General features: G+C 73.5%; 13 protein-coding genes and 1 pseudogene. 9 read left to right on the top strand and 5 right to left on the bottom strand.

The features are described 5' to 3' along the window. Positions 1–67: 67 nt before the first annotated feature. The 3 genes and pseudogenes from ACFY60_RS28585 to ACFY60_RS28575 all read left to right on the top strand — a co-directional run. Positions 68–5,494: pseudogene (locus tag ACFY60_RS28585) on the top strand (SDR family NAD(P)-dependent oxidoreductase); the annotation flags it as partial. A gap of 147 nt (positions 5,495–5,641) precedes the next feature. Further along, on the top strand, positions 5,642–12,094 hold the full coding sequence (locus ACFY60_RS28580) for a type I polyketide synthase (protein ID WP_388616899.1): 6,453 nt from the start codon (positions 5,642–5,644) through the stop codon (positions 12,092–12,094). A 122-nt stretch (positions 12,095–12,216) separates the two neighbouring features. Continuing rightward, positions 12,217–12,987 carry an SDR family NAD(P)-dependent oxidoreductase gene (locus ACFY60_RS28575; RefSeq protein WP_388616897.1) on the top strand — a complete coding sequence of 257 codons (771 nt, stop codon included), beginning with the start codon at positions 12,217–12,219 and terminating at the stop codon, positions 12,985–12,987. A 59-nt stretch (positions 12,988–13,046) separates the two neighbouring features. Here the strand turns inward: ACFY60_RS28575 and ACFY60_RS28570 are convergent, their stop codons facing one another. After that, complete coding sequence (locus ACFY60_RS28570) at positions 13,047–13,955, bottom strand: ScbA/BarX family gamma-butyrolactone biosynthesis protein (protein WP_388616890.1); 909 nt, start codon at positions 13,953–13,955, stop codon at positions 13,047–13,049. A gap of 113 nt (positions 13,956–14,068) precedes the next feature. On the opposite strand from ACFY60_RS28570, the gene ACFY60_RS28565 reads away from it, so the two are divergent. Then, positions 14,069–14,752 carry a ScbR family autoregulator-binding transcription factor gene (locus ACFY60_RS28565; RefSeq protein WP_388616886.1) on the top strand — a complete coding sequence of 228 codons (684 nt, stop codon included), beginning with the start codon at positions 14,069–14,071 and terminating at the stop codon, positions 14,750–14,752. A 22-nt stretch (positions 14,753–14,774) separates the two neighbouring features. Here the strand turns inward: ACFY60_RS28565 and ACFY60_RS28560 are convergent, their stop codons facing one another. Next, complete coding sequence (locus tag ACFY60_RS28560) at positions 14,775–15,602, bottom strand: BTAD domain-containing putative transcriptional regulator (RefSeq protein ID WP_388616883.1); 828 nt, start codon at positions 15,600–15,602, stop codon at positions 14,775–14,777. A 309-nt stretch (positions 15,603–15,911) separates the two neighbouring features. Then, positions 15,912–17,096 (bottom strand): IS701 family transposase, encoded by a 1,185-nt coding sequence (locus ACFY60_RS28555; RefSeq protein WP_388616880.1) that lies wholly within the window; start codon positions 17,094–17,096, stop codon positions 15,912–15,914. A 313-nt stretch (positions 17,097–17,409) separates the two neighbouring features. On the opposite strand from ACFY60_RS28555, the gene ACFY60_RS28550 reads away from it, so the two are divergent. The 3 genes from ACFY60_RS28550 to ACFY60_RS28540 all read left to right on the top strand — a co-directional run bounded on the left by ACFY60_RS28550 (position 17,410) and on the right by ACFY60_RS28540 (position 21,620). Beyond that, complete coding sequence (locus ACFY60_RS28550) at positions 17,410–18,588, top strand: acyl-CoA dehydrogenase family protein (protein WP_309049584.1); 1,179 nt, start codon at positions 17,410–17,412, stop codon at positions 18,586–18,588. Positions 18,589–19,094: 506 nt separating this feature from the next. After that, positions 19,095–20,555 carry a flavin monoamine oxidase family protein gene (locus tag ACFY60_RS28545; RefSeq protein ID WP_388616876.1) on the top strand — a complete coding sequence of 487 codons (1,461 nt, stop codon included), beginning with the start codon at positions 19,095–19,097 and terminating at the stop codon, positions 20,553–20,555. A gap of 183 nt (positions 20,556–20,738) precedes the next feature. After that, positions 20,739–21,620: an NAD(P)-binding domain-containing protein gene (locus ACFY60_RS28540; RefSeq protein WP_309049582.1), complete on the top strand. Its 882-nt coding sequence runs from the start codon at positions 20,739–20,741 to the stop codon at positions 21,618–21,620. A 278-nt stretch (positions 21,621–21,898) separates the two neighbouring features. Here the strand turns inward: ACFY60_RS28540 and ACFY60_RS28535 are convergent, their stop codons facing one another. Beyond that, the gene (locus ACFY60_RS28535; RefSeq protein WP_309049581.1) at positions 21,899–22,105 is read right to left on the bottom strand and encodes a ferredoxin; all 207 of its coding nucleotides are present in this window, start codon (positions 22,103–22,105) and stop codon (positions 21,899–21,901) included. Between the two features lie 28 nt (positions 22,106–22,133). After that, a complete protein-coding gene (locus ACFY60_RS28530; protein WP_352061808.1) occupies positions 22,134–23,267 on the bottom strand; it encodes a cytochrome P450 in 1,134 nt (377 codons plus the stop codon). A 376-nt stretch (positions 23,268–23,643) separates the two neighbouring features. Here ACFY60_RS28530 and ACFY60_RS28525 point away from each other — a divergent pair, with 376 nt between their 5' ends. Then, a complete protein-coding gene (locus ACFY60_RS28525) occupies positions 23,644–24,495 on the top strand; it encodes a BTAD domain-containing putative transcriptional regulator (protein WP_388616872.1) in 852 nt (283 codons plus the stop codon). A 167-nt stretch (positions 24,496–24,662) separates the two neighbouring features. Then, positions 24,663–26,003, top strand: a complete 1,341-nt coding sequence (gene gdhA, locus ACFY60_RS28520; RefSeq protein WP_388616921.1) for an NADP-specific glutamate dehydrogenase — start codon at positions 24,663–24,665, stop codon at positions 26,001–26,003. Positions 26,004–26,025 lie beyond the last annotated feature (22 nt).

Raw genomic sequence — 26,025 nt, 5'->3', positions numbered from 1 at the left:
GGCGCGCAGCCGGCCATCGGACCCACCATCACCGGGGAGCTGAATTCACGTGGCTGACGAGGTACAACTCCGCGAATACCTCAAGAGGGCCATCGCCGACGCACGAGACGCCCGCAAGCGTCTCCGCGAGGTCGAGGACAAGGAGCAGGAGCCGATCGCCATCGTCTCCATGGCCTGCCGCTACCCGGGAGGCGTCTCCTCTCCCGAGGACCTGTGGGAGCTGGTCGCCGACGGCGTCGACGCCGTCTCCGACTTCCCCACCGACCGGGGCTGGGACCTGGAGCGCCTCTACGACCCCGACCCGGAGAAGGTCGGCACCTCCTACTCCCGTGAGGGCGGCTTCCTGTACGACGCCGACCTCTTCGACCCCGAGCTGTTCGGCATGTCGCCGCGCGAGGCCCTCGCCGCCGACCCGCAGCAGCGGCTCCTCCTGGAGACCGCCTGGGAGACCTTCGAGCGGGCCGGCATCGACCCGGTGTCGCTCAAGGGCACCCGCACCGGCGTCTTCGCCGGCGTCATGTACAACGACTACGGCTCGCGCCCGCACCTCCCCCCGGAGGGCTTCGAGGGCTACCTCTTCAGCGGCAGCGCCGGTTCCATCGCGTCGGGCCGCGTCGCCTACACGTACGGCCTGGAAGGCCCGGCCGTCACCGTCGACACCGCCTGCTCCTCCTCGCTCGTCGCCCTGCACCTGGCGGCGAACGCCCTGCGGCGCGGCGAGTGCGACCTCGCCCTGGCCGGCGGCGTCACCGTGATGTCGACGCCGGTCGCCTTCGTGGAGTTCTCCCGGCTGCGCGGCCTGGCCGCCGACGGCCGCAGCAAGTCCTTCTCGGCGGGCGCCGACGGCACCGGCTGGGCCGAGGGCGTGGGCCTGCTCCTCGTCGAGAAGCTGTCCGACGCGCGCCGCAACGGCCACCAGGTCCTCGCGGTCATCCGGGGCTCGGCCGTCAACCAGGACGGCGCGTCCAACGGCCTGACCGCCCCGAACGGTCCGGCGCAGGAGCGGGTCATCCGGCAGGCGCTCGCCAGCGCCGGCCTCGCCCCGTCCGACGTGGACGCCGTCGAGGCGCACGGCACGGGGACGCGGCTCGGCGACCCGATCGAGGCGCAGGCCCTGCTCGCCACCTACGGCCAGGACCGCCCCGAGGACCGGCCGCTCTACCTCGGCTCGCTCAAGTCGAACATCGCCCACGCGCAGGCCGCGGCCGGGGTCGGCGGCATCATCAAGATGATCCAGGCCATGGACCACGGCATCCTGCCCCGCACTCTCCACGCCGATCAGCCGACCACCCACGTCGACTGGGACGCGGGCGCCATCTCCCTGCTCCACGAGGCCCGCCCGTGGCCGGAGACCGGAGCGCCGCGCCGCGCGGCCGTCTCCTCCTTCGGCTTCGGCGGCACCAACGCCCACGTGATCATCGAGGAGCCGCCGGCCGCCGAGACCGCGGAGGAGACGGGGGAGGCGGCGGCGACGGACCCGACGCTGCTCCCGGTCGTCCCGTGGACCGTCTCCGGCAAGACGGCGGACGCGCTGCGCGACCAGGCCCGCCGCCTGTACGCCCGCCTGACGGCCGACCTCGGCGTCTCCCCGCTGGACGTCGGCCACTCCCTGGCCACCGGCCGGGCCGTGCTCGACCACCGCGCGGTGATCACCGGCCGCGACCGGGGCGAACTCCTCGCGGGGGTGCGCGCCCTCGCGGAGGGCGGTACGGCTCCGGGCCTGGTGCGCGGTGAGAAGACCGGTGGCCGTCTCGGCTTCCTCTTCACCGGCCAGGGCGCCCAGCGCGCCGGCATGGCCCAGGAGCTGTACGCCACGTTCCCCGTCTTCGCCTCCGCCTTCGACGAGGTGGCCGGTCTGCTGGACGCGGGTCTGGGCGGTTCGGTCCGTGAGGTGATCGCCTCGGGTGAGGGTCTGGACGAGACCGGCTGGACGCAGCCGGCGCTGTTCGCGGTCGAGGTCGCCCTCTTCCGGCTGGTCGAGTCGTGGGGTGTGCGGCCGGACTTCGTGGCCGGGCACTCGATCGGTGAGATCGCCGCCGCGCACGTGGCGGGGGTGTTCTCGCTTCAGGACGCGGTACGCCTCGTCGTCGCCCGCGCCGGTCTGATGCAGGCGCTGCCGAAGGGCGGCGCGATGGTCGCCGTCCAGGCCACCGAGGCCGAGGTCACGCCGCTGCTCACCGACGGGGTGGCGATCGCCGCGATCAACGGTCCCCAGTCCCTGGTCGTCTCCGGCGAGGAGGCGGCGGTGCTCGCCGTGGCCGGGAAGCTGGCGGAGCAGGGCCGCAAGACCCGGCGTCTGACGGTCAGCCACGCCTTCCACTCGCCCCTCATGGACCCGATGCTGGAGGACTTCCGCAAGGCGGCCGCCGGCCTCACCTACCAGGCCCCGCGCCTGGCGGTCGTCTCCACCCTCACCGGAAAGCTCGCCACCGGCGACGACCTGCGCACCCCGGAGTACTGGGCCGACCAGGTCCGCGGCACCGTCCGCTTCGCCGACGCCGTGGAGTCCCTGACCGCCGAAGGCGTCACGGCGCACCTGGAGATCGGCCCCGACGGCATCCTCTCCGCCCTCGCCGAAGGCGCCGTCCCCGCCCTGCGCCGGGGCCGCGACGAGGTGAGCACCCTGCTCACCGCCGTCGGCACCCTCTTCACGCGCGGTGTCCCCGTCGACTGGCAGGCCCTCTACGCCGGCACCGGCGCCCGGCAGGTGCCCCTGCCGACGTACGCCTTCCAGCGGCAGCGGTACTGGCTGGAGTCCCGCCCCGTTCCCGAGACCTTCGGCAACGGCGCCCCCACCACCGGACACCCGGTCCTCGGGGCGCCCATCACCGTGGCGGGCTTCAACCAGATCCTCTTCACCAGCCGCCTCTCCCTGACGAGCCACCCCTGGCTCGCCGACCACGTCGTCCTCGGCTCGCCCGTCCTGCCCGCCTCCGCGCTGGTCGAACTCGCCATCCACGCCGGTGACCTGATCGGCCACCCGGCGCTCGACGAGCTCAACCTCCAGGTGCCGCTGGTCCTCCCCGAGGAGGGCAACATCCAGCTCCAGGTCAGGGCCGGCACCCCGGACGACAGCGGACGCCACTGCCTGTGCCTGTACTCGCGGCCCGACGACTTCGACGCGCCGTGGACCATGCACGCCGAGGGCTGGTACCTCACCGAGGAGCCCGAGGTCGCCGCCTCCCTCACCTGGGACGAGAACGCCCCCGGCCGCACCACCGAGATCCAGCTCCCCGAGGGCCTCCAGGCCGACGCGGGCCGGTATGGGCTCCACCCCGTCCTGCTCCAGGCGGCCCTGCCCACCCGCCCGGTCGACCCGGCCGGCGGCACCGTGCCCGTCCCCGCCGACTGGTACGGCGTCCGGCTGCACGCCACCGGCGCCACCGCCGTCAAGGCGCGCGTGACGGAGATCGACGACGACTCCTTCTCCCTCCAGCTCGCCGACGCCGCCGGCGACCTGGTCGTCTCGGTCGAGTCGATCGTCTTCCGCGACATCCCCAACGAGCAGTTCCGGGCCGCCGTCGGCGGCGACAGCACCGGCCGCGAATCGCTGTTCCACCTCGACTGGAACCCGGCCGCGGCCCCGCTGCCCGCCCCCGCCGAGCCGCTCGCCTGGGCCGTCCTCGGCCCGGACCACCACCCGGACCCGGCATCCGTGGCCGCCGCCCTCGCCGCCGGCGAGCGCATCGACACCGTCCTGCTGCCCTGGGGCCCCACCGCCCCCGGCACCGCCGACCGGGCCGCAGCCACCCGCGCCGCCGCCCACCGGGCCCTCGCCCTGGTCCAGGAGTGGCTCGCCGACGAGCGGCTCGCCGGAACACGGCTGGTCGTGGCCACCTCCGGCGCGGTCGCCACCCGCGAGGGGGAGGACGTCACCGACCTGGCGGGCGCGGCCGTCTGGGGCCTGATCCGCTCCGCCCAGTCCGAGGCCCCGGACCGCGTCGTCCTCGTCGACACCGACGCGGACACCGCCGCCTCCCTCGCGGCGCAGGCGGCGGACGGCGGCCAGGTGCGCGACACGCTCGCCGCGCTCGTCGCCGCCGGGGAACCCCAGGCCGCGCTGCGCGCCGGCACGGTGCTCCTGCCCCGTCTGCACCGGGTCCCCGCCACCGACACCCCGGCCGGCCGGGCCCCCTCCTGGAAGTCCGGCGGCACCGTCCTCGTCACCGGCGGCACCGGCACCCTCGGCGCCGAGTTCGCCCGCTACCTCGTCGCCGAGCACGGCGCCTCCCGGCTCGTGCTGCTCTCCCGTACCGGAGACCGCACCGAGAACCTCCAGCCGCTCCTGGACGACCTGCGCGGCATCGGCGCCCACGTCACCGTCGCCGCCTGCGACGCCGGCGACCGGGACGCGCTCGCCGAGGTCATCGCGGCCATCCCGGCCGAACACCCGCTGACCGCCGTCGTCCACACCGCGGGCGTCCTCGACAACGGCCTCGTCCCCGCCCTCACCGAGGACCGGCTCGACGCGGTCCTGCGGCCCAAGGCGGACGCGGCCTGGCACCTCCACGAGCTCACCCGCGACATGGAGCTCGAGGCCTTCGTCCTCTTCTCCTCCACGGTCGGCGTCCTCGGCGGCCCCGGCCAGGCCAACTACGCGGCGGCCAACGCCTTCCTGGACGGCCTCGCCGCCCACCGCCGCGCCCACGGACTGCCCGCCACCTCCATCGCCTGGGGCCTGTGGCAGCTCGGCGGCATCAACGCCCACCTGTCCGAGAGCGACCTCAACCGCTTCGCCCGCGACGGCTTCCGGCCGATCGCCCGCGTCGAGGGCCTCTCCCTCTTCGACCGGTCCACCGCCGACGGCCGGGCCGCGCTCGTCGCCACCCCGGTCGGCGTCTCCGCCGTACGGGCCAAGGACCGGATCCCCGCCCTGCTCGGCGACCTCGTCGCCGTCCCGGGCCGCCGCGTCGCCCGGTCCGGCCCCGCCGGCGGCACCGCCGACCGCGCGGAGGAACTGACCGCCCGCCTGGCCGAACTGAGCGAGGTCGAGCAGGAGCAGCTGCTGCTCACCCTCGTACGGACCGACGTGGCCGCCGTCCTGGGCCGCGCCGACGCCGACGGCATCGCGCCGGACCGGGCCTTCCAGGACCTGGGCTTCGACTCCCTCACGGCGGTCGACCTGCGCAACCGGATCGGCACCGCCACCGGCATCAAGCTCCCGGCCACCCTCGTCTTCGACCACCCGACCCCGGCGGCCCTCGTCGCGTACCTGCGGGAGCGTCTCGTTCCCGAGGCGCCCGACGCCCGCGAGGCCCTGATGGCCGAACTGGACGAGATGGAACGGAAGCTGGCCACGGTCTCCGGGGACGAGGAGGACCGGTCCGCCGTGTCCGCCCGCCTCCGGGCCCTGCTGTCCCGCATCGAGGGACCCGAGGGCACGGCCGCGGCGCCCGGGGCCGACGAGCCCGACGCGTCCGAGGCCATCGAGTCGGCCTCGGTCGACGAGCTCCTCAGCTTCATCGACAACGAACTGGGCCGCACCACCCCGTAGGGCGTCCCCTCCGACGCCCCGCACCCGGAGCCGGTCCGGCGGCCCTCCCCGCCGGACCGGCCCCCGGGCCCGGCCCCCAGCCCCAGCTCCGGCTTCCCGCCTTTCCGCCTGCGCCTTCCGCCTTCGCCCGAGGAGAGCACGAACCCGATGTCCAACCCGTCGAACGAAGAGAAGCTGGTCGAGTACCTGAAGCGGGTCACCGTCGACCTGCAGAAGGCGAACCGCAGGATCGCCGAACTGGAGGCGGCCGAGACCGCCGAGCCCATCGCCGTCGTCGGCATGGCCTGCCGCTTCCCCGGCGGCGTCGCCTCGCCCGACGACCTGTGGCGGCTCGTCGCCGAGGGCACCGACGCCATCACCGACTTCCCCACCGACCGCGGCTGGGACCTGGAGCGCCTCTACGACCCCGACCCGGCCCGCCCCGGCACCTCCTACACCCGCCAGGCCGGCTTCCTCCACGAGGCGGGACTCTTCGACGCCGGCTTCTTCGGCATCTCGCCGCGCGAGGCCCTCGCCATGGACCCGCAGCAGCGCCTCCTCCTGGAGACCTCCTGGGAGGCCTTCGAGCAGGCCGGCATCGACCCCGACACGCTGCGCGGCAGCCGTACGGGCGTCTTCGCGGGCATCATCGAGCAGAGCTACCTGGGCCTGGAGGGCCCCGAGGAGTTCGAGGGCTACCTGCTCACCAGCAAGCTCAGCAGCGTCGCCTCCGGCCGCGTCGCCTACAGCCTCGGCCTGGAGGGCCCGGCCGTCTCCGTCGACACCGCCTGCTCCTCCTCGCTGGTCGCCCTGCACCTGGCGATCCAGTCGCTGCGCTCCGGCGAGTCCGACCTCGCGCTGGCCGGCGGCGTCACCGTGACCGCGACCCCCGGCGGGTTCGTCGACTTCTCCCGGCAGAGCGGCCTCGCCCCCGACGGCCGTATCAAGTCCTTCTCCGCCGACGCCGACGGCACCTCCTGGTCCGAGGGCGTCGGCATGCTCGTGGTCGAGAAGCTGTCCGACGCGCGCCGCAACGGCCACCGTGTCCTCGCGGTGATCCGCGGCTCGGCCGTCAACCAGGACGGCGCCTCCAACGGCCTGACCGCCCCCAACGGCCCCTCCCAGGAGCGGGTCATCCGCCAGGCCCTCGCCGACGCCGGCCTGACCACCGCCGACGTCGACGCGGTCGAGGCGCACGGCACCGGCACCCGCCTCGGCGACCCCATCGAGGCGCAGGCCATCCTCGCCACCTACGGCCAGGGCCGCCCCGAGGACCGGCCGCTCTACCTCGGCTCGCTCAAGTCGAACATCGGGCACACCGTCGCCGCCGCCGGTGTCGGCGGCGTCATCAAGATGATCCAGGCCATGGAGCACGGCGTCCTGCCCCGCACCCTCCACGTCGAGCGGCCCACGCCCATGGCGGACTGGGACTCCGGATCCGTCGAACTCCTCACCGAGGCCCGGGAGTGGCCCGCCACCGAGCGCGCCCGCCGCGCGGCCGTCTCCGCCTTCGGCGTCAGCGGCACCAACGCCCACGTGATCATCGAGCAGCCGCCGGCGGAGGAGCCGGCGCCCGCCCCCGAGCGGCCGGTGGGCCTGCCCGTCGTGCCCTGGACGGTGTCGGGCCGGACGGCGGACGCGCTGCGCGCCCAGGCCCGCCGCCTCCACGACCACCTCACCGCCGACCCGGCCCTCTCCCCGCTGGACGTCGGTCACTCCCTGGCGACCGGCCGCGCGGCCCTCGACCACCGGGCCGTCGTCACCGGTCACGACCGTGAGGAGCTCCTTGCCGGCCTCCAGGCCCTCGCGGAGGGCGGCACCTCCCCGAACCTGGTGCGCGGTGAGAAGACGGGCGGCCGTCTCGGCTTCCTCTTCACCGGTCAGGGTGCTCAGCGCGCCGGGATGGCGCGGGAGTTGTACGCGTCGTTTCCGGCGTTCGCGGCTGCGTTCGACGAGGTGGCTGGTCTGCTGGACGCGGGTCTGGGCGGTTCGGTCCGTGAGGTGATCGCCTCGGGTGAGGGTCTGGACGAGACGGGGTGGACGCAGCCTGCGCTGTTCGCGGTCGAGGTCGCGTTGTTCCGTTTGGTCGAGTCGTGGGGTGTGCGGCCGGACTTCGTGGCCGGGCATTCGATCGGTGAGATCGCCGCCGCGCATGTGGCGGGGGTGTTCTCGCTTCAGGACGCGGTACGGCTGGTGGTGGCGCGTGCGGGTCTGATGCAGGCGCTGCCGAAGGGCGGCGCGATGGTCGCCGTCCAGGCCACCGAGGCGGATGTCCTTCCCTTCCTGAAGGACGGCATCGCGATCGCCGCGGTCAACGGTCCTCAGTCGCTGGTCGTCTCCGGTGAGGAGGCGGCGGTTCTGGAGGTGGCCGGGAAGCTGGCGGAGCAGGGCCGTAAGACCCGGCGTCTGACGGTCAGCCACGCCTTCCACTCGCCCCTCATGGACCCGATGCTGGAGGACTTCCGCAAGGCGGCCGCCGGCCTGACCTACCAGGCCCCGCGCATCGCCGTGGTCTCCACCCTCACCGGCAAGGTCGCCGGCGGGAACGATCTGCGCACCCCGGAGTACTGGGCCGACCAGGTCCGCGGCACCGTCCGCTTCGCCGACGCCGTCGCCACCCTCGCCGCCCAGGGCGTCACCGCCACCCTCGAACTCGGCCCCGACGGCGTCCTCTCCGCCCTCGCCGCCGACCTGGTCCCCACCACGGTCGCCCTGCTGCGCCGCGACCGGCCCGAGGCCCACACGGCCGTCACCGCGCTCGGCCGGCTCCACCAGCACGGCGTCACCGTCGACTGGGCGGGCTTCTTCGCCGGCACCGGCGCCCGCCGCGTGGCCCTGCCCACGTACGCCTTCCAGCACCAGCGGTACTGGGTCGAGCCGGCCGCCGCCACCGCCGGCGCCGCCGGCCTCGGCATGCGGTCGACCGGACACCCGCTGCTCGGCGCCGCCGTCGCCCTCGCCGGCGCCGACCAGGCCGTCTTCACCAGCACCCTCTCGACGCGCACCCACCCGTGGCTCGCCGACCACACCGCCCACGGTTCCGTGGTGCTGCCGCCCGCCGCGCTCGTCGAGCTCGCGATCCGCGCCGGCGACGAGTTCGGTGCCACCGTCCTCGACACCCTCACCCTGGACGCCCCGTTCGTCCTCGCCCAGGGCCGCACCCACCAGCTCCAGGTCGGCGTCGGCCCCGCCGATGCCACCGGCCGCCGCCCGGTCACCGTCCACGGACGCCCCGACGACCCCGACGCGCCGTGGACCGCGCACGCCCACGGCACGCTGAGCGCCGCCGCCCTCGGCACCGCCTTCGAGCCGGTCGCGTGGCCGCCCACCGGCGCCGAGGAGATCGCCCCCGAGGAGCTGTACGCCCGCCTCGCCGAGGCCGGGCTCAGCCACGGCCCCGCCCTCCTCGGCCTCACCGCGGCCTGGCGCCGCGACGGGGAACTCTTCGCCGAGGCCGCCCTTCCCGAGCAGGCGGGCGACCCGGACGGCTACACGCTGCACCCCGCCCTCCTCGACGCCGCCGTCCGCCCCCTGCTGCCCGCCGCCGGCGCCCACCCGCTCGCCGGCACCTGGCGCGGCGTCCGGCTCCTCGCGACCGGCGCCACCGCCCTGCGCGTCCGCATCACCCCCGGGGACGCCGGCGCCTCCCGCGTCGAACTCGCCGACCCGGCCGGGCAGCCCGTCGCCCTGGTCGAGGCCGTGGAGGTACGCGGCGTCGACGGCGCCACCCTCGCCACCGTCGCCGACCGCCTGGACGACGCGCTGTTCCACGTCGACTGGACCCCCCTCGCCGTCCCGCCCGCCGGCACCGACCGGCCGGCGGTCCTCGGCGACGGCGGCGACTTCGCCGGCCCCGCCGAGGTGGCCGAGGCCCTCGCCGCCGGCCGGTCCGTCCCGCTCGTCCTGCTCCGCACCCACGCCGAGCCGGCCGCCTCGCTCCCCGGCTCGGTGCACGCCACCACCGAGAAGACCCTCGCGCTCGTCCGGGAGTGGCTCGCCGACGAGCGCCTGGAGCAGACCCGGCTCGCCGTCGTCACCTCCGGCGCGGTCGCCACCACCGACGGGGAGGACGTCACCGACCTGGCGGGCGCGGCCGTCTGGGGCCTGCTCCGCTCCGCCCAGTCCGAGCACGCCGGCCGCATCGCCCTGGTCGACACCGACGAGGACCCGGCCGAGGAGTCCGCGGCGGCCCGGATCGCCGCCCTGGCCGCCTCCGGCGAACCGCAGACCGCGCTCCGCGCCGGTCAGGCCCACGCCCCCCGCCTCGCCCGCGCGGCCGCCCCCGTCACCGGCACCGGCCCGGTGTGGGACCCGGAGGGCACCGTCCTCATCACGGGCGGCACCGGCAGCCTCGGCGCCCTCTTCGCCCGCCACCTGGTCACCGTGCACGGGGTGCGCCACCTGCTCCTCACCAGCCGCCGCGGCCCGGACGCCGCCGGCGCCCGGGAGCTGTCCGCCGAACTCACCGCGCTCGGCGCCCAGGTCACCCTCGCCGCCTGCGACACGGCCGACCACAACGCGCTCGCCGCCCTCCTCGACACGATCCCCGCCGACCGGCCGCTCACCGGCGTCGTCCACGCCGCCGGCGTCCTCGACGACGGGCTGATCGCCGCTCTCACCCCCGAGCGGCTGCACGCCGTGCTGCGGCCCAAGGCCGACGCGGCCTGGAACCTGCACCGGCTCACCCAGGGCCGGCCGGAGGTCACCGCCTTCGTCCTCTTCTCCTCCATCGCCGCCGTCGTCGGCGGCCCCGGCCAGTCCAACTACGCCGCCGCCAACCTCTTCCTGGACGCCCTCGCCCAGCACCGGCACGCCCACGGCCTGCCCGCCACCTCCGTGGCCTGGGGCCTGTGGGAGCAGTCCGGCGGCATGAGCGGCCACCTCAGCGAGACCGACCTCGGCCGCATCGCCCGCAGCGGCTTCCTGCCCGTCCCGCAGGAGCACGGCCCCGCGCTCCTCGACCGGGCGCTCGCGCTCGGCCGCCCGGCGGTCGTCGCCACCCCGCTGGACATCGCGGTCCTGCGCGAGCAGCCCGGCCGCATCCCCACCGTCCTCACCGGGCTCGCTCCGCTGCCCGCCCGCCGGACGGCGGCGGAGGAGGGCGCGGCCGCCGACGGTTCGCTGGCCGACCTGGTCGCGGGCCTCGACGGGCCCGAGCGCGAACAGGCCGTCCTGGACGCGGTGGTCGACCGGATCGCGGCCGTCCTCGGCCACGCCGACACCTCCGGCATCCAGCCGGCACAACCGCTCACCAAGCTCGGTTTCGACTCGCTGACCTCGGTCGAGCTCCGCAACCGGCTGAGCGCCCTGGCCGGCACCAAGCTGCCGGCGACGCTCGTCTTCGACCACCCGACCCCCGCCGCCCTGGCCGCGTTCGTCTCCGGACAGCTCGCCGGCGGCTCGGGCGAGGAGGGCGCCCCGGCGGCCCCCGCCGTCGACTTCGCCGCCGAGATCCGGCTCGGCGAGGACGTACGGCCCGCGGCCGAGGTCGTCCGCTCGGCCGCCGACCCGGGCGAGATCCTGCTGACCGGCGCCACCGGCTTCCTCGGCGCCTTCCTGCTGCGTGACCTGATGCGCTCGACCACGGCGACGATCCACTGCCTGGTGCGCGGCGCCGACCGGGGCGAGGCGCTGGCCCGGCTGCGGGCCAACATGGAGTTCTACCGGCTCTGGGACGAGGTCGACGAGAGCCGGCTCTCCCTGGTGCTCGGCGACCTCGCCGACGAGCGGCTCGGTCTCACCGAGGAGCGGTTCGACGAGCTGGCCCGCACGGTGGACGCCGTCTACCACAACGGCGCCCGGGTCCACTGGCTGCACCCGTACACCTCGCTGCGCGACGCCAACGTCCGCGGCACCGAGGAGGTGCTGCGCCTGGCGGCCCGCCACCGCACGGTCCCGGTGCACTACATCTCGACCGTCGGCGTCTTCGACGGGGTACGGGAGGAGGGCGTGCCGCTCAAGGTGACGGACCCGACCGGGCCCGCCGAGGCGCTGCCCAGCGGCTACCTGCAGAGCAAGTGGGTCGCCGAGCAGATCATCGGGATCGCCCGCGACCGGGGGCTGCCCGTCTCCGTCTACCGGGTCGACGTCATCTCCGGTGACACCCGCAGCGGGGCCTGCCAGACCCGTGACTTCGTCTGGCTGAGCCTCAAGGGCATCCTGCAGTCCGCGGCGGTGCCGGCCATCACCGGCGGCCGGTTCCACCTGCTGCCCGTCGACTACGTCAGCGGTGCCATCACCACGCTGTCCCGGCAGCCGGAGACCGTCGGCCGCACCTTCCACCTGTTCAACCAGAGCTCGCTCAGCCTCGCGCAGTGCGTCGCGTACCTGCGGGAGCAGGGGTACGAGCTGGACGAGCTGGACTGGGAGACCTGGAGCGAGAAGGTGGGCGGCGACGCGGACAACGCGCTCCGGCCGCTGCTGCACGCCTTCGAGATGATGACCTCCGACACCGACGGCTTCTACCCGCCGATCGACACCTCCGAGACCCTCGCGGCCCTCGCGGGGACCGGGGTGGAGTGCCCGCCGCTGACCGCCGAACTCTTCGCCCGATACGTGGAGTTCTTCGTGGAGGTGGGCCACTTCCCGCCCGCGCCGAGCCGCGAGCCGGCGCGCGTCTGACCCGGAGGTCCGGGCCGGGGCCCGACGGCGTGCCCCGGCCCGGACCTTCGACTTGACACACCCTTTACCTTCCTGGGCGGAACCCGTCGGTCCACCACCCGTCCGGTGGCAGCATCGGCGCCATGCCGGATACGGGTGGGTTGCTGGAGAACAAGGTCGTCCTGATCACGGGCGCGAGCAGCGGCATCGGCGCCGCCGCCGCGTACGTGTTCGCACGGGAGGGCGCGTCGGTGGTGCTGGCCGCGCGCCGGGAGGAGAGGATCGCCGGCCTCGCGGCCGAGCTGAACGACAAGGGCTTCAAGGCCTCGGCAGTGGTCTGCGACGTGACCCGCGCCGAGGACGCCCGCCGCGCGGTCGCCCACGCGACGGAACGTTTCGGCCGCCTCGACGGCGCGTTCAACAACGCCGGCATCGGCGGGGACCAGACCCCCCTCCACGAGATGGGGGACGAGGTCTACGACTCCATCATGGACACCAACGTCCGGGGGCTGTGGAACTGCCTGCGCGCCGAGATCGGCGCGATGCTGGCGACCGGCGGCGGCGCCGTCGTCAACAACAGCAGCGTCGGCGGCCTGGTGGCCATCCCGACCGCCGCCCCGTACGTCGCCTCCAAGCACGCGGTGGTCGGCTTCACCCGCGCGGCGGCCGACGAGTACGCGCGGCAGGGCATCCGGGTGAACGCGGTGGCGCCGGGTTCGACCCGCAGCGAGATCACCGTCGACTGGTACGCGCGCAACCCGGGCCTGGAGGACGCCATCCACGAGGTCACCCCCCAGGGCCGCACGGCCGCTCCGGAAGAGATCGCCGAGGCCGCCGCCTGGTTGCTCAGCGACCGGTCGTCCTACGTCACCGGGGCGGTACTGCCGGTGGACGGCGGCTACGTCAACCGGTGAGAGAAGGGGGCGGTGCCGGTCGGCCGACCGGCACCGCCCCCTCGCACGGGACCGCCGAGCTATCGCGGGCAGTCCATGGTGACGGAGAAGGTCCGCTCCTCGTTCTGCACGCCGGTGATCTCGACACGGACGACGTTCTCGTCCGGCGAGGGCACGACGACCGCGTCGATCCAGCACGGCGCGTCGAACTCGACGTACCGGTCGAAGGTGCTCATCACCCGGATCGGGGTGTGGCCCGGACCGGTGACCGCGTGCGCGGCCTGGTAGGCCGCCTCGATCAGGGCGAGGCCCGGCACGTGGTCCACCTTGTGGTCGTACAGCGCCGCGTTCGAGACGTCCATGCGCAGCTCCCAGCGGTTGACCTGTCCGCTCGGGGACAGCACCACCTCGCTGTCGCGGGCGCAGCCGACGACGTGCGCGGGAAGCGGCGCGGGCACGGCCGCCGCGCCCCAGGGGACGTCCGCGTGCTCACCGCGCAGCCGGCGGTAGGCTCCTGGTGCGATCCAGCTGAAGTCGAGCAGCGACTCCGCCACCAGCCGGCCCTCGGAGAGGATCGACAACTCCACGCGTAACGAGCGCGGGTTGTTCGGCTTGAACGTCAAGAGAATGAACAGGTTGTCCGGTTTGTTTTCGGGCTCGTAAAAATCACCCGATACCGTGAAATCCATCCACTCCATCAGTGTCTGGTGGGCCAACGGAACCCCCAGTTCCGCGTGACCGATGAGCAGCGAGCTCTGCCGGATCGTCTGCGTGAGCAGCATCGGCACCGAGTCGCCGAAGACCCCCCCCTCGGGCCAGCGTGCGGTCACGGCATAGCGGTCCCCGCCGAGCGCGGACCACTTCGTGAGCAGGACGGAGTCCTCCCGGTGCAGATGGACGAACTCCTTGGGAACGTTCCGGACGGGTGCCGCGATCCGATGGACGACGTGTGTGTGCCGTCGGCGATCGGACAGCATGGCTTTGGGCATGATCCCCCCCTTGGGTCAGGCCTGGAATGAAGTGCCGGGTTCCGACGCGAGATAAGATACCGGCTAACCGGTCCTTTTCAAGGAATAGTTCAGCACACAAGTACGAGGGGTAGGTGGCTGTGGCGCAGCAGGAACGCGCGATCCGTACCCGCAGGGTCATCCTGGAGGCCGCTGCGGCGATCTTCGAGGAGCGCGGTTACGAGTCGACGACCATTGCGGAAATCCTGGAGCGGGCCGACGTGACGAAGGGGGCCCTGTACTTCCACTTCCCCTCCAAGGGGGACCTGGCGCGCGGGGTCCTCGCCGCCGCCGTCACCACCGACGGCGTCCGGCCGCAGGCGCTCAAGCTGCAGGAGCTGATCGACATCCTCCTGCTGCTCGCCTACCGGCTGCCGCGAGAGCCGATGCTCAGCGCGGCCCTCCGCATGGCGATCGACCTCCAGTCCCGCCGCCAGTTCGGCACCGCGTGGCCGGACTGGATCGAGCTGCTCACCGGCATCCTGAAGGACGGCAAGACCCGGGGGGAGGTCCTCCAGCACGTCGACGAGGCCGAGATCGCCCGCACGCTCGTGTGCACCTGGACCGGCGTCCGGGTCGTGACCGAGGGTCTTCCCGAAAGCTACGACCTCCCCGGCGAGATCGCCTCGCTCCTCCAGCTCCTCCTGCCCGCCATCGCCACCGCCACCGTCCTCCCCCGCCTGGAGATCTCGGCGGCCCGCGCCGCCCACCTCTACGACGACATGCCGGCCTGGCGGGCCGAGCTGGCCGAGTCCGACGTCGTCGGACTCACCCACTGACCCGGGCCCGCCCCGCCGGTGCTCACCCTGTGCGAGCCGACTCCCACAGGGGCACCACCACCGCGCCGCCGTGCGCCCCCGGCCCCGCCGGCAGCCGGGACGGGCTGAGCACCCGCTGGTGCAGCCACTGGATGTCCGGCGACGGCTCCAGGCCCAGCTCCTCCCGCAGGATCTGACGGACTTTCCGGTACGCGTCCAGGGCCTCGGCGCGCCGCCCCGCCTGGTGCAGGGCGGCGATCAGCTGGCCGTGGAACCACTCGTTGAGCGGGTAGTCGTGCACCAGGGTGCGCAGCTCGGGGACGAGCTCGCGCAGCCGCCCGAGCCGCCGCATGGCCTCGATCCGCAGTTCCAGGGCGCGGATGCGCAGTTCCTCCAGGTGGACGACCCGGCCGGCCAGCACGTCCCCGGTGGGCACGTTGGAGAGCACCGGGCCCCGCCACAGCGCGAGGCCGAGCGCGAGGGAGTCGGCCGCCGCCTCGTACCGGCCTTCCCGCAGTTCGTCCTTGCCCTGCGTGACCAGCCGCTCGAAGACCTTGATGTCGATGGCCGAGTCCTCGACGTTCATCGTGTAACCGCCGAACCGCGTGGTCAGCGGCGAGTGCTCGGAGTCGGGGCGGGCGTCACCGGTCAGCAGCCGACGTGCGTGGTGGACGTAGGTCTGCACGGTGTTGAGCGCGGAGCGCGGCGGGCTGTGCTGCCACAGCTCCTGGATGAAGGTGTCGGGCGTCACGAGGTCGTTGGCGTGCGTGAGCAGCAGGGCGAGGATCTGCGAGACCTTGGGCGTTCCCGCCGGAAGGACCTGGCCGTCGTCGGCGATGATCTGGAACGGTCCCATGAGGTTGAACCGCATGACACAACTCTCCTTCGGGGCGTTGGAGCGCCCGCACGCGAGGTAAAAACGGGGTAGGCGGTCTGTTTTGAAGGCCTGAATGTCCCAGGAATCAACGACTCCGGGGACCTCGGGCGGACGGAAGGCTACGGCGGGCCGGGCGGGGGGCGGCCGGACGGAACCGGCGAACGGGGGGGAACGGGCGGTCCCGAGGGGGCGAGGGGGCCGGTCGGAACGGACGGGTCCGCCATGCCGGAGGGGGCCGGCGGGGGGCCCGGCCTGCCGGGGGCGTCCGGGAGGCCGGACGGGCCGGTGGTCGTCACCGCGGGCTCAGCCAGCCCGCAGCAGCAGGGGCCGCGTCGCCGTGCGCCGCGCCGCCGCCGACTCGTGTGCCGCCCGGACGCAGGCCAGATGGGCCACCGAGGCGAGCGTGATGTGCCGGTGCCAGCCCTGGAAGGACCGGCCGGCGAAGTCCCGCAGCCCGACCCGCTCGGCGGCCAGGGCGTCGTCCCGGTCCACCACCTCGGCCAGCGCGGTCAGCCGCAGGACGTCCGCGGGCCGCACCCCGCAGTCGGCCAGCCACAGGCGGGCGGCCGGCAGCTCCCCCTCGGGCCACTCCGCCACCAGCAGCCGCTGCCCGCCGGTGCCCCGGCCGCCGTCGGGAGCCCCGGGCAGCACGACGGGGACGGCCATCGACAGCCGCCGCCCGGCGGCCGGGCGCAGGTGGGGCCGCCAGAGGCGCCGCAGGGAGGTGAGGAGCCGGGCGGCGGGCAGCGGCAGGCCGCCGTGGCCCGGCAGGGCCAGCGGGTCGACGCGCAACCGGATCTGCCCGTCCACCCGCTGGATCAGCGGTACCCCGGACCGGCCGAAGCGCCGCCCCATTCGCAACGGGTCGAGCCCCGGGGTGTCGAGCACCACGGGGCGGACGGCGCCGGGCAGTGAACGGGCCGCCCGCAGGGCGACGTCGCCGGCGTTCTCCTCCGGGCTCAGCGCCCGGCTGGTCGCGGGTATGTGGGCCCGTCTGCGGCGGGAGGGGTCCTCGACCCAGTCGGACGGCAGCACGAGTTGCCAGTTCACGGGCACGCCCGCGGCCGGCGAGGCCAGCCAGGCACCGAAGGACTGCTGGCCCGTGACGGACCGTCCGAGCTCCGGGACGTAGTACTCCGCGACGCCGACCGAGTGCTCGCCCGCCTTCGGCACGACGGTCGGGCGGACCACCCAGGCCAGCGGGTTCAGCAGTTCGTGGGCGTGCCGGGCGAGGCCGCGGCGGACGGGCTCCCACTCCCAGGAGGACTCGCTGATGAAGTGGTGGACGCTCTGCTTGCGGGCCGCCTGGCCGCCGAACTGGCCGGCCACGTTGCGCAGGGTCTTGCGCCCGTCCGCGGCCAGCAGCCCCGCGACGTACTCCTCGGCCTTGAGCCGCTGGTCGCTGCGCGGCAGCGAGGCGAACAGGTCGAGCGGCACCGCCGCCAGCGTCTCGTGGAACGTCGGGCCGGTGGTCGAGCTCGCGTACATGTCGGTCAACTCCCTGCGAAACCGTGGCGTCCGTTTCCGGTCATGGCACGCCGAGGGAAGCCCGAGCGTGCGTGGAGCCGCACGGCGGGGCCATCAGCCAAATGAAACCACACACCCGGTTTGTTATGGGGGCCTTGTGAGTGACCATCACATCGTTCTGCCCCGAACGCCCGGGAAAGTCAGGGAAACTCCTTCACGACTCCCCGACAACCGGCCGGCCCGAGGGAGCGGGATTACCCGGGCGTTACTCCGCGTGAACTCGGCCCGTGCATGCTCGATCCGGTTGTTTCCAGCCGAGATATGAGGAGTCACGATGGCCGCGCCCGTGAACGAAGCCGAGTCCGTGCTGCAGGCGGTGAGGGAGTTCGTTCCCCGCCTGCGCGAGAACGGTCTCGAAGCCGAGACCCGAGGCTGGATCCCGGACGAGAACATCGAGCTGCTGGAGAAGGCGGGCGTCTTCCGCATCGCGGTGCCGAAGCGGTTCGGCGGGCTGGACCTGCCGGTGGCCGAGCAGGCCGCCATCGTCGCCGAGATCGGCCGCGGCTGCGGCTCCACCGGCTGGGTCACGTGCGCGTGGGTCTCCAGCGGCTGGATCGCCACCCAGTACCCGGACAAGGCGCAGGAGGAGATCTTCGCCGACGGCTCCGTCCGCATCTCCGGCGGCTTCACCCCGACCGGCACGGCGGTGGAGACCGAGGGCGGTTACCTCCTCAACGGCACCTGGCGCTTCAACACGGGCATCAAGGGCGCCGACTGGAACATCTACGCGGCCATGCTCAAGCGGCCCGGCCAGGAGGACGCCGAGGTCTTCGCCATCGTCCCCGCCTCCGAGGTCTCCGTCGCCGACGACTGGGACGTCACCGCCGCCGCCGGCACCGGCAGCTCGACCACCTCGGTCAAGGACCTCTTCGTCCCGGCGCACCGCGTCGTCGACGGCATCGAGGTCATCGAGGGCCTGGTCGGCGACCGCTCCAACACCGGCGCGAACGGCCGCAACTACGGCCTGACCGCCTACGTGATGGCGCTCTCCGTCCCCGTCTACATCGGCCTCGCCCGCGCCGCCCTCGAGGTCTTCCTCGAGCGGCTGCCCGGAAAGGGCATCGCCTACACCCACTGGGCCGAGCAGCGCGAGCACCCCTACACCCAGATCAAGGTCGCCGTGGCGGCGAACAAGATCACCGCGGCCGAGGGCCTCGCGGCGGGCTGGCTCCGCCTGATGCAGAGCGGCGCCGACGCCGGCGAGCAGCTGACCGTCGAGCAGAAGGCCACCATGCGCGGCCAGTTCGGCTACGCGGTGCAGCTCGCCAAGGAGGCCGTCCAGGAGCTCCACGACATCAGCGGCGCCTCGATCATCGCCCGCACCGCGCCCTTCCAGCGCATCAAGCGGGACATCGAGGGCCTGTACCTGCACGGCCTGATGACCCCCGTCGGCAGCCTGGAGGCCCACGGCCGCGTCCTGGTCGGCCTCGACCCGAACACCGACTACCTCTAGACCGACCCGGGCCGCGCCACCGCCGGGCCCGCGCACCCCGGAGGCCTCCGCGCCCCGGGGAGCGCGCCGGCGGCGGCTCCGGCCCCACCGAACCCGGCCGCCGGCCCGACCGGCCGCGGCCACCGAAGCCCGGAACACCGGCGCCGCCGAGCCCGCGGCGCCTCCGGTCACCCGTGCCCGCGCCGTACGCGTCCGTCGCACACGCTCGCGTACGGCCCGCCGGCACCACCCCCGCGCACCACGGACGCGCACCCACGACCCGCGTCCCGCCCCACCCGGCGCACCGCCCGCCGGCCCACGCGTCACGCACCGGGCGCCGCACCAGGCGCCGTGCCTCACGCGGCCACGTATCACCCGCATGACGCACACCAAACGCACCACGGGTGTTTCGCGCACCCCGCGCCTCACCCCCCACACGTCCGGGCCCGCGCCGCGACCCCACCGCGCCCCGGGTCCCACCCCCACGCGCAGAGCCACTTCCCTACGGCAGAGACGGAAAGACAACGGTGAACTCCGACAAGATCAGAACGGCCACGGACGCCACGGAGCCGCAGGTCCGTCGCCCCTCCCGCCGCAGCATCCTGCGGGCCGGTGCCGCGATCACCGCGGCCTCCGCCCTGTCGGTCGCGGCCTCCGGTGCCCTGGTCCACGCCGCCGACGGCCAGGAAGAGACCGTCACCTACGACGCGATCATCGTCGGCGCCGGCTACGCGGGCATCACCGCCGCGCGTGACCTGGCCCGGCAGGGTCTGCGCGTCATGCTCCTCGAGGCCCGCGGCCGCGTCGGCGGCCGCACCTGGACCGACACCTTCGCCGGCCACCCCGTCGAGATGGGCGGCACCTGGGTCGACCCGGCCTCCCAGCCGCACGTCGGTGCCGAGCTGAATCGTTACGGCATCGGCCTCGTCGAGGACGCCGCGCCGGAGCGCACCTTCCTGCCGACCCCGACCGGCCCGCAGGAGTTCACCCCCGCCCAGGGCTTCGGCCAGCTCGGCCTCACCTACGAGCGGATCTTCGAGGGCTCCACGCAGTACTTCGAGCGCCCCTTCGAGCCCCTCTACCGCTCGGACCTGATCACCGCCAAGGACAAGCTGTCCCTGCGCGACCGGCTCAACCAGATGGCCCTCACGCCGGAGGAGGAGCTGCTGGTCAACGGTCAGACCGCGGTGTATTCGGGCGGCTCCAGCTCCACCGGCGCGCTGACCATGCTCGCCCACTGGTGGGCCCTGTCCGGCCACAACAACACCGGCTGGAACAACACCATGCGCTACCGCATAGCCGGTGGCACGGCGGCCCTGGTCAACGCCATGCTGAACGAGGCCCAGCCCACCCTGCGGCTGAACGCGCCCGTCTCCCAGATCACGCAGGGCAGCAGCGGCTACTACTACGTCACCACGCGGACCGGCCGCACCTACCACGCGCGCGGTGTCATCCTCGCGGTGCCGGTCAACGTCTGGAAGAACATCAAGTTCTCCCCGGCGCTTCCCGCCGCGCAGACGGCCGCCACCACCCAGGGCATCGCCGTCAAGACCGGCACCAAGCTGTGGATCAACGCCCGCAGCCCCCAGGGCCGGTTCTACGCCCAGGGCAAGGAGGGCGGCTCCCCGATCACCATGGTGATCCCGGACAAGCCGACCGCCGAGGGCAACCTGTTCATCGCCTTCAGCACCGACCCGAACCTGGACCCGAACAACGTCACCCAGGTCCGCTCGGCCATCCAGCAGCTCGGCGCCGACCTCAACATCGTCAGCATCAAGGCGCACCGCTGGGGCAGCGACGAGTTCGCCGGCGGCGGCTGGGCCTTCCGCAAGCCGGGCCAGCTGACCTCCCTCTACCCGGCGGTCACCCAGCCCTCGGGCCGGCTCGCCTTCGCCAGCGGCGACATCGCCAACGGCTGGAGCGGCTACATCGACGGAGCGATCGAGTCCGGCAAGCGCGCCGCGCAGCACATCGCCGCGAACGTCTGACCCACGGCCCTCCGGCCCCGCGGCCGGAGGGCCCTCAGGGGCCACCGCGCCCCGCCCGCCCAGGAGTTACCGGCCGGTGAGGGGTCGGTGAGAGGCACACCCCTAGCCTCGTACACATGGATGCACGGCACACCGGTGCCGTGCATTCACGCTGTGCGCGTCAAAGAGAAAGTGTGCCTCGTCATGAACTCCACTGCACCCGCACCGGTCTCGGTCCTCGGCCTCGGCCTCATGGGCCAGGCGCTGGCCGGCGCCTTCCTGAAGGCCGAGATCCCCACCACGGTGTGGAACCGCTCGCCGGAGAAGGCCGAGACCCTCGTCGCGAACGGCGCCGTGCTCGCCCCCTCGGCGGCCGACGCGATCGCGGCCTCCTCCCTGATCGTCGTGTGCGTCACCGACTACGACGTCTTCCACGCCGTGCTCGACCCGCTGGGCGACGCCCTGCGCGGCAAGACCATCGTCAACCTCACCTCGGGTCACTCCGAGGGCGCCCGCGAGACCGCCGCCTGGGCGGCCGAGCGCGGCGTCTCCTACCTCGACGGCGCGATCATGGCGATCCCGCCCGTCATCGGCACCGAGCACGCCACCCTGCTGTACGCCGGTCCGCAGGACGTCTTCGACGCCCACGAGGCCACCCTCGCGAGCCTCGGCGCCGCCACCCACCTCGGCGCGGACCACGGCCTGGCCTCGCTGTACGACGTGGCCCTGCTCGGCATCATGTGGGGTGTCCTCAACAGCTTCCTGCACGGCGCCGCGCTCCTGGAGACCGCGAACGTCAAGGCCTCCACCTTCGCCCCGCTCGCCAACAACTGGATCGGCGCGGTCACCAACTTCGTCTCCGCCTACGCGGGCCAGATCGACGAGGGCAGCTACCCCGCGCACGACGCCACCATCGACACCCACTGGGCGACGATGGTGCACCTGATCCACGAGAGCGAGGTGACGGGCGCCAGCGCCGAGCTGCCGAAGTTCGTCAAGGAGCTCACCGACCGGGCGATCGCCGCCGGCCGGGGCGGCGACAGCTACGCCGCCATGATCGAGCAGTTCCGCAAGCCCTCCGCGTAACCCCCGCCGTACGGCCCCGTCGGCAGCCGCCCGGCGGGTCCGGCGGCGGCGGGCCGGTGTCCGCGCTCCTGCGACGACCGCGGACACCGGTTCGCCGCACCGGCCGGCCGGCCCTCGCACACGGGAGGCGCGATGCCCGGGACGCGTGACCCGCACGGGCACGGCCCCACCGGGCCGTCGCCCGCACGCACCGAAGCTCCGGGAGGCACCCGTCACGGTGCCCGCCGGAGCTTCGTGGTGTGCCGGGAGAGGACCCCTCAGACCCCTCCCGGCGGTCGTCAGGCCGCCTCGGGAGTCAGCAGCAGCGCCTCCGTCGGGCAGCATTCCGCCACGTCCATGGCGGCCTGGATGGCCTCCTCGCCCTCCAGCACGTCCTGCAGCACCACGCCCTTGCCGTCCTCCACACGGAACAGCTGCGGGTTCATGGCGACGCAGGTGCCCGCGCCGGCGCAGGCCTTCAGGTCGATCGTGAGCCTCATCTTCATCGCGGGTCGCCTCCGAGTCTCAGCGCGGTCAGGAACCGGAACCGTGCAGGTCGACCGGGAGCGCCAGCACGCTCCGCAGCAGCCAGCTCTCGGCGTACGTGATCTGGTCACGCGGCACCGCGAGGCGGGCGTTCGGGAACCGCTCGAAGAAGGCCGGGATCGCGATCCGGGACTCCAGGCGGGCCAGCGCCGCGCCCAGGCAGTTGTGCAGGCCGTGCCCGAGACCGAGGTGGCGCGGACCCGTGCGCGTGATGTCCAGCGCGTCCGGGTTCTCGAAGACCTCCGGGTCACGGTTGGCCGACTGCAGCGCGGCGATCACCGTGGAGCCCTTGGGGATGGTCGCGCCGGCGAACTCCACGTCCTGGGTGGCGAAGCGGATCAGGGCCACCGTCAGCGCCCCGTCGTACCGCAGGAACTCCTCCACCGCGGAGTCGGCCAGCTCGGGCCGCTCGGCGAGCAGCTTGCGCTGGTCCGGGTGGTCCATGAGCGCGAGGATCGCCGAACCGATCAGGTTCCGGGTGGTGTCCAGACCGACCATGATCATCAGGGCGACCATGGCGATGAGCTCGTTCTCGTTCAGGCGGTCCTCGCCGTCACGGGCGGCGATGAACACCGACGTCAGGTCCTCGCCGGGGTTGCGGCGCTTCTCGTCGATGATCTCGCGGCCGTAGTCGACGATCTCCTGGTAGGCGAGCGTCGACTCCGTCATCCGCTCCGGGTCGACCACCAGGGCCTTCTCGATGGCGTGCAGGATCTGCCGGAACTTGTCCAGCGGAATGCCCAGCACACGGCCGATGACCTCGGCCGGCACGGTGCTGGCGAACTCCATGACGTCCGGCTTCTCCATCGCCTCGAGCCGGTCGAGGGCGGAGCTCACGATCTCCCGCGTCGGCTCCTCCCACAGCGCGGTGCGCCGCGGCGTGAAGGCGCTCATCGCCAGCTTCCGCACCCGGGTGTGGTCCGGCGGGTCGAGCACGGAGAGGATGCGCTCGATGACCGTGCCGGAACCGAAGACCAGGCCCGACTTCTTGAAGTCGTCGGTCGCCCAGACGGTCGCGTCACTGCTGAAGCGCTGGTAGTCGCCCAGGAGCTCCTTCACGTCCTCGTAACGCGAGACGATCCACATCGGCAGATCGCCGACCGGGAAGGTGAGCTGGTGCACCGGGGCGTTCTTGCGGAGCCACGCGAACGCAGGATACGGATCCTGGAAATAGTCGTGACCGAAAAGATCTGGCGCAAGCGCCGAGGATGTCATCGCTGCCCTCTCCATCAGGAAGGTGATCCGAGTCGACGTCGAACAACGTCCACGTGCTCTGCCGAGGAGGCTACGAGGGCGGGTTCAACCTTCCGGTCATGCGGCGGTAATCGGCCAACCGGCGTACGAGGCAAGCCGGTTCACGCCGCCGTGGGCGGGCCGCGGGCCAATTGACACTCTCTCCGCCGAGGACCATGGGCCCCCGGGGTTCGTGGCTACCGTGTGCAGTCCACGCCGAGGCATGTGCGAAGCGGACGCCGACGACTGAACAGGAGCGTGTGCAGTGCAGTTCAATCTCATCGGCCCGTTCGAGATCACCACCGACGACGGCCGAGAGCTCGCTCCCAGCGCGCCGAGAATCCGCCAGATGCTCGCGCTGCTCGCGCTCCAGCCCCGCGAGACCGTCTCCATCGACTCCCTCGTCCAGGAGCTGTGGGCCGACGACGCCCCGCCGAGCGCCCTGAAGATCGTCCACACCCACGTCTCGCAGGCCCGCCGCCTGTTCACCGAGGAGGCGGTCACCTCACCCGGCCGTGACCTGCTGCTCACCCGGGCGCCGGGCTACCTGCTCCAGGTGAACGACGACGAGGTCGACGTCATGAGCTTCGAGAGCTTCATCAAGCGGGCCCAGTGGGAGTTCGCCGAGGGCACCCCCGGCCGCGCCGCCGACTTCCTCGGCCGCGCCCTCGCCCTGTGGCGCGGACCCGTGCTGAGCGACGTCGCCGTCGGCTCCACCCTCGCCGGCTGGATCGCCCGGGTCGAGGAGCTGCGCATACGCGCCCTCGAACTCCACGTCGAGGTCGAGAACCACTTCGGCCGCTACCGGGAGCTCCTCCCCGAACTGCGGACCCTGGTCAACGACTACCCCCTCCACGAGTGGTTCCACGGTCAGCTCATCTCCGCCCTGCACCGGGCCGGCCGCCGCGGCGAGGCCCTGGAGGCGTACGGGAACCTCTACCGCCTCCTCAAGAGCGAACTCGGCCTCGCCCCCTCGCCCGACCTGCGCCGCCTCCAGACCGAGATCCTCAACGCGGCCGGCCCCGACCTCACCCTCTCGCCGCGCCGCCGGCCCGCCCGGGACCGCAGCGACCTCCCGCCGCTGCCCCCGTTCCCGGCCGTCGCCATCGCCGGCTGACCCGGCGGGGGCCGCCCGGCACGGCCCTTGTACCGTCCGTACCAGGTCCCTCTCCGGGGGGTGCACGGGGTACGGAGGCACATCGCACCGCCCAGGGACCCGCACCGTCCCACCGAACAGGAAAGAACCAGATGACCGCGCTCCCCGCCCAGCCCGTTCACCGGGACATGCCCGCCCTGCTCCGCCCCCTCCACGCGGAGGTCCTGCGGCGCAACCCCGGTGAACCCGAGTTCCACCAGGCACTCGGCGAGGTCCTGGAATCCCTGGAACCGGTGCTCACCGCGCGCCCCGAACTCCTCGAGGCCCGCGTCCTGGAGCGGCTCGTGGAGCCCGAGCGGCAGCTGATCTTCCGCGTGCCGTGGCAGGACGACGCCGGCCGCGTCCACGTCAACCGCGGCTTCCGCATCGAGTTCAACAGCGCCCTCGGCCCCTACAAGGGCGGCCTGCGCTTCCACCCGACGGTCGGCCTCGGCACCGTCAAGTTCCTCGGCTTCGAGCAGATCTTCAAGAACGCGCTCACCGGCCTGGGCATCGGCGGCGGCAAGGGCGGCAGCGACTTCGATCCGCGGGGCCGCTCCGACGCCGAGGTCATGCGCTTCTGCCAGTCCTTCATGACCGAGCTGCACCGCCACCTCGGCGAGCACACCGACGTCCCCGCCGGCGACATCGGCGTCGGCGGCCGCGAGATCGGCTACCTCTTCGGCCAGTACCGGCGCATCACCAACCGCTGGGAGGCCGGTGTCCTCACCGGCAAGGGGATCGGCTGGGGCGGCTCCCTGGTCCGCGCCGAGGCCACCGGATACGGCAACGTCCTCTTCGCCCTGGAGATGCTGCGGACCCGGGGCGAGGACCTGGAGGGCCGTCAGGTCGTCGTCTCCGGCTCCGGCAACGTCGCCCTCTACTCGATCGAGAAGGCGCAGGCGCTCGGCGCGCACGTGCTCACCGCCTCCGACTCCGGCGGCTACGTCGTCGACGAGAAGGGCATCGACCTCGCCCTCCTCAAGGAGGTCAAGGAGCACGAGCGCGGCAGGGTCAGCGACTACGCCGAGCGCCGGGGCGCCTCGGCGCGGTACGTGGCGGGCGGCAGCGTCTGGGACGTCCCCGCCGACGTCGCCCTGCCCTCGGCCACGCAGAACGAGCTGGACGCCGACGCCGCGCGGACCCTGGCCCGCAACGGCGTCAAGGCGGTCTCCGAGGGCGCCAACATGCCCACCACCCCCGAGGCCGTCCGCGTCCTGCGCGAGGCCGGCGTCCTCTTCGGCCCGGGCAAGGCGGCCAACGCGGGCGGCGTGGCGACCAGCGCCCTCGAGATGCGGCAGAACGCGGCCCGCGAGGCCTGGACCTTCGACCAGGTCGAGACGCGCCTCGCCGGCATCATGCGCGATATCCACGAGACCGTCCGTACGACCGCGGAACGCTACGGGGCCCCCGGAGACTACGTCGTCGGCGCCAATATCGCCGGATTCGAGCGCGTCGCCGACGCGATGCTCGCCCAGGGCGTCGTCTGACCCACCCACCCCCCGCACGCGG

Origin of the sequence: Streptomyces sp. NPDC012827, from assembly GCF_042900905.1 — a bacterium.
GTDB lineage: Bacteria > Actinomycetota > Actinomycetes > Streptomycetales > Streptomycetaceae > Streptomyces > Streptomyces gulbargensis.
Note: the sequence above shows the minus strand (reverse complement) of the source record. Positions and strands in the feature narration are given on the sequence as shown.

Excerpts from the sequence above, each read along its gene's own strand:
- ACFY60_RS28575 (WP_388616897.1), top strand. The coding sequence starts at position 12,217 with ATGCCGGATACGGGTGGGTTGCTGGAGAACAAGGTCGTCCTGATCACG.
- ACFY60_RS28560 (WP_388616883.1), bottom strand. The coding sequence starts at position 15,602 with ATGCGGTTCAACCTCATGGGACCGTTCCAGATCATCGCCGACGACGGC.
- ACFY60_RS28555 (WP_388616880.1), bottom strand. The coding sequence starts at position 17,096 with ATGTACGCGAGCTCGACCACCGGCCCGACGTTCCACGAGACGCTGGCG.
- ACFY60_RS28550 (WP_309049584.1), top strand. The coding sequence starts at position 17,410 with ATGGCCGCGCCCGTGAACGAAGCCGAGTCCGTGCTGCAGGCGGTGAGG.
- ACFY60_RS28580 (WP_388616899.1), top strand. The coding sequence starts at position 5,642 with ATGTCCAACCCGTCGAACGAAGAGAAGCTGGTCGAGTACCTGAAGCGG.
- ACFY60_RS28570 (WP_388616890.1), bottom strand. The coding sequence starts at position 13,955 with ATGCCCAAAGCCATGCTGTCCGATCGCCGACGGCACACACACGTCGTC.
- ACFY60_RS28535 (WP_309049581.1), bottom strand. The coding sequence starts at position 22,105 with ATGAAGATGAGGCTCACGATCGACCTGAAGGCCTGCGCCGGCGCGGGC.
- ACFY60_RS28540 (WP_309049582.1), top strand. The coding sequence starts at position 20,739 with ATGAACTCCACTGCACCCGCACCGGTCTCGGTCCTCGGCCTCGGCCTC.
- gdhA (WP_388616921.1), top strand. The coding sequence starts at position 24,663 with ATGCCCGCCCTGCTCCGCCCCCTCCACGCGGAGGTCCTGCGGCGCAAC.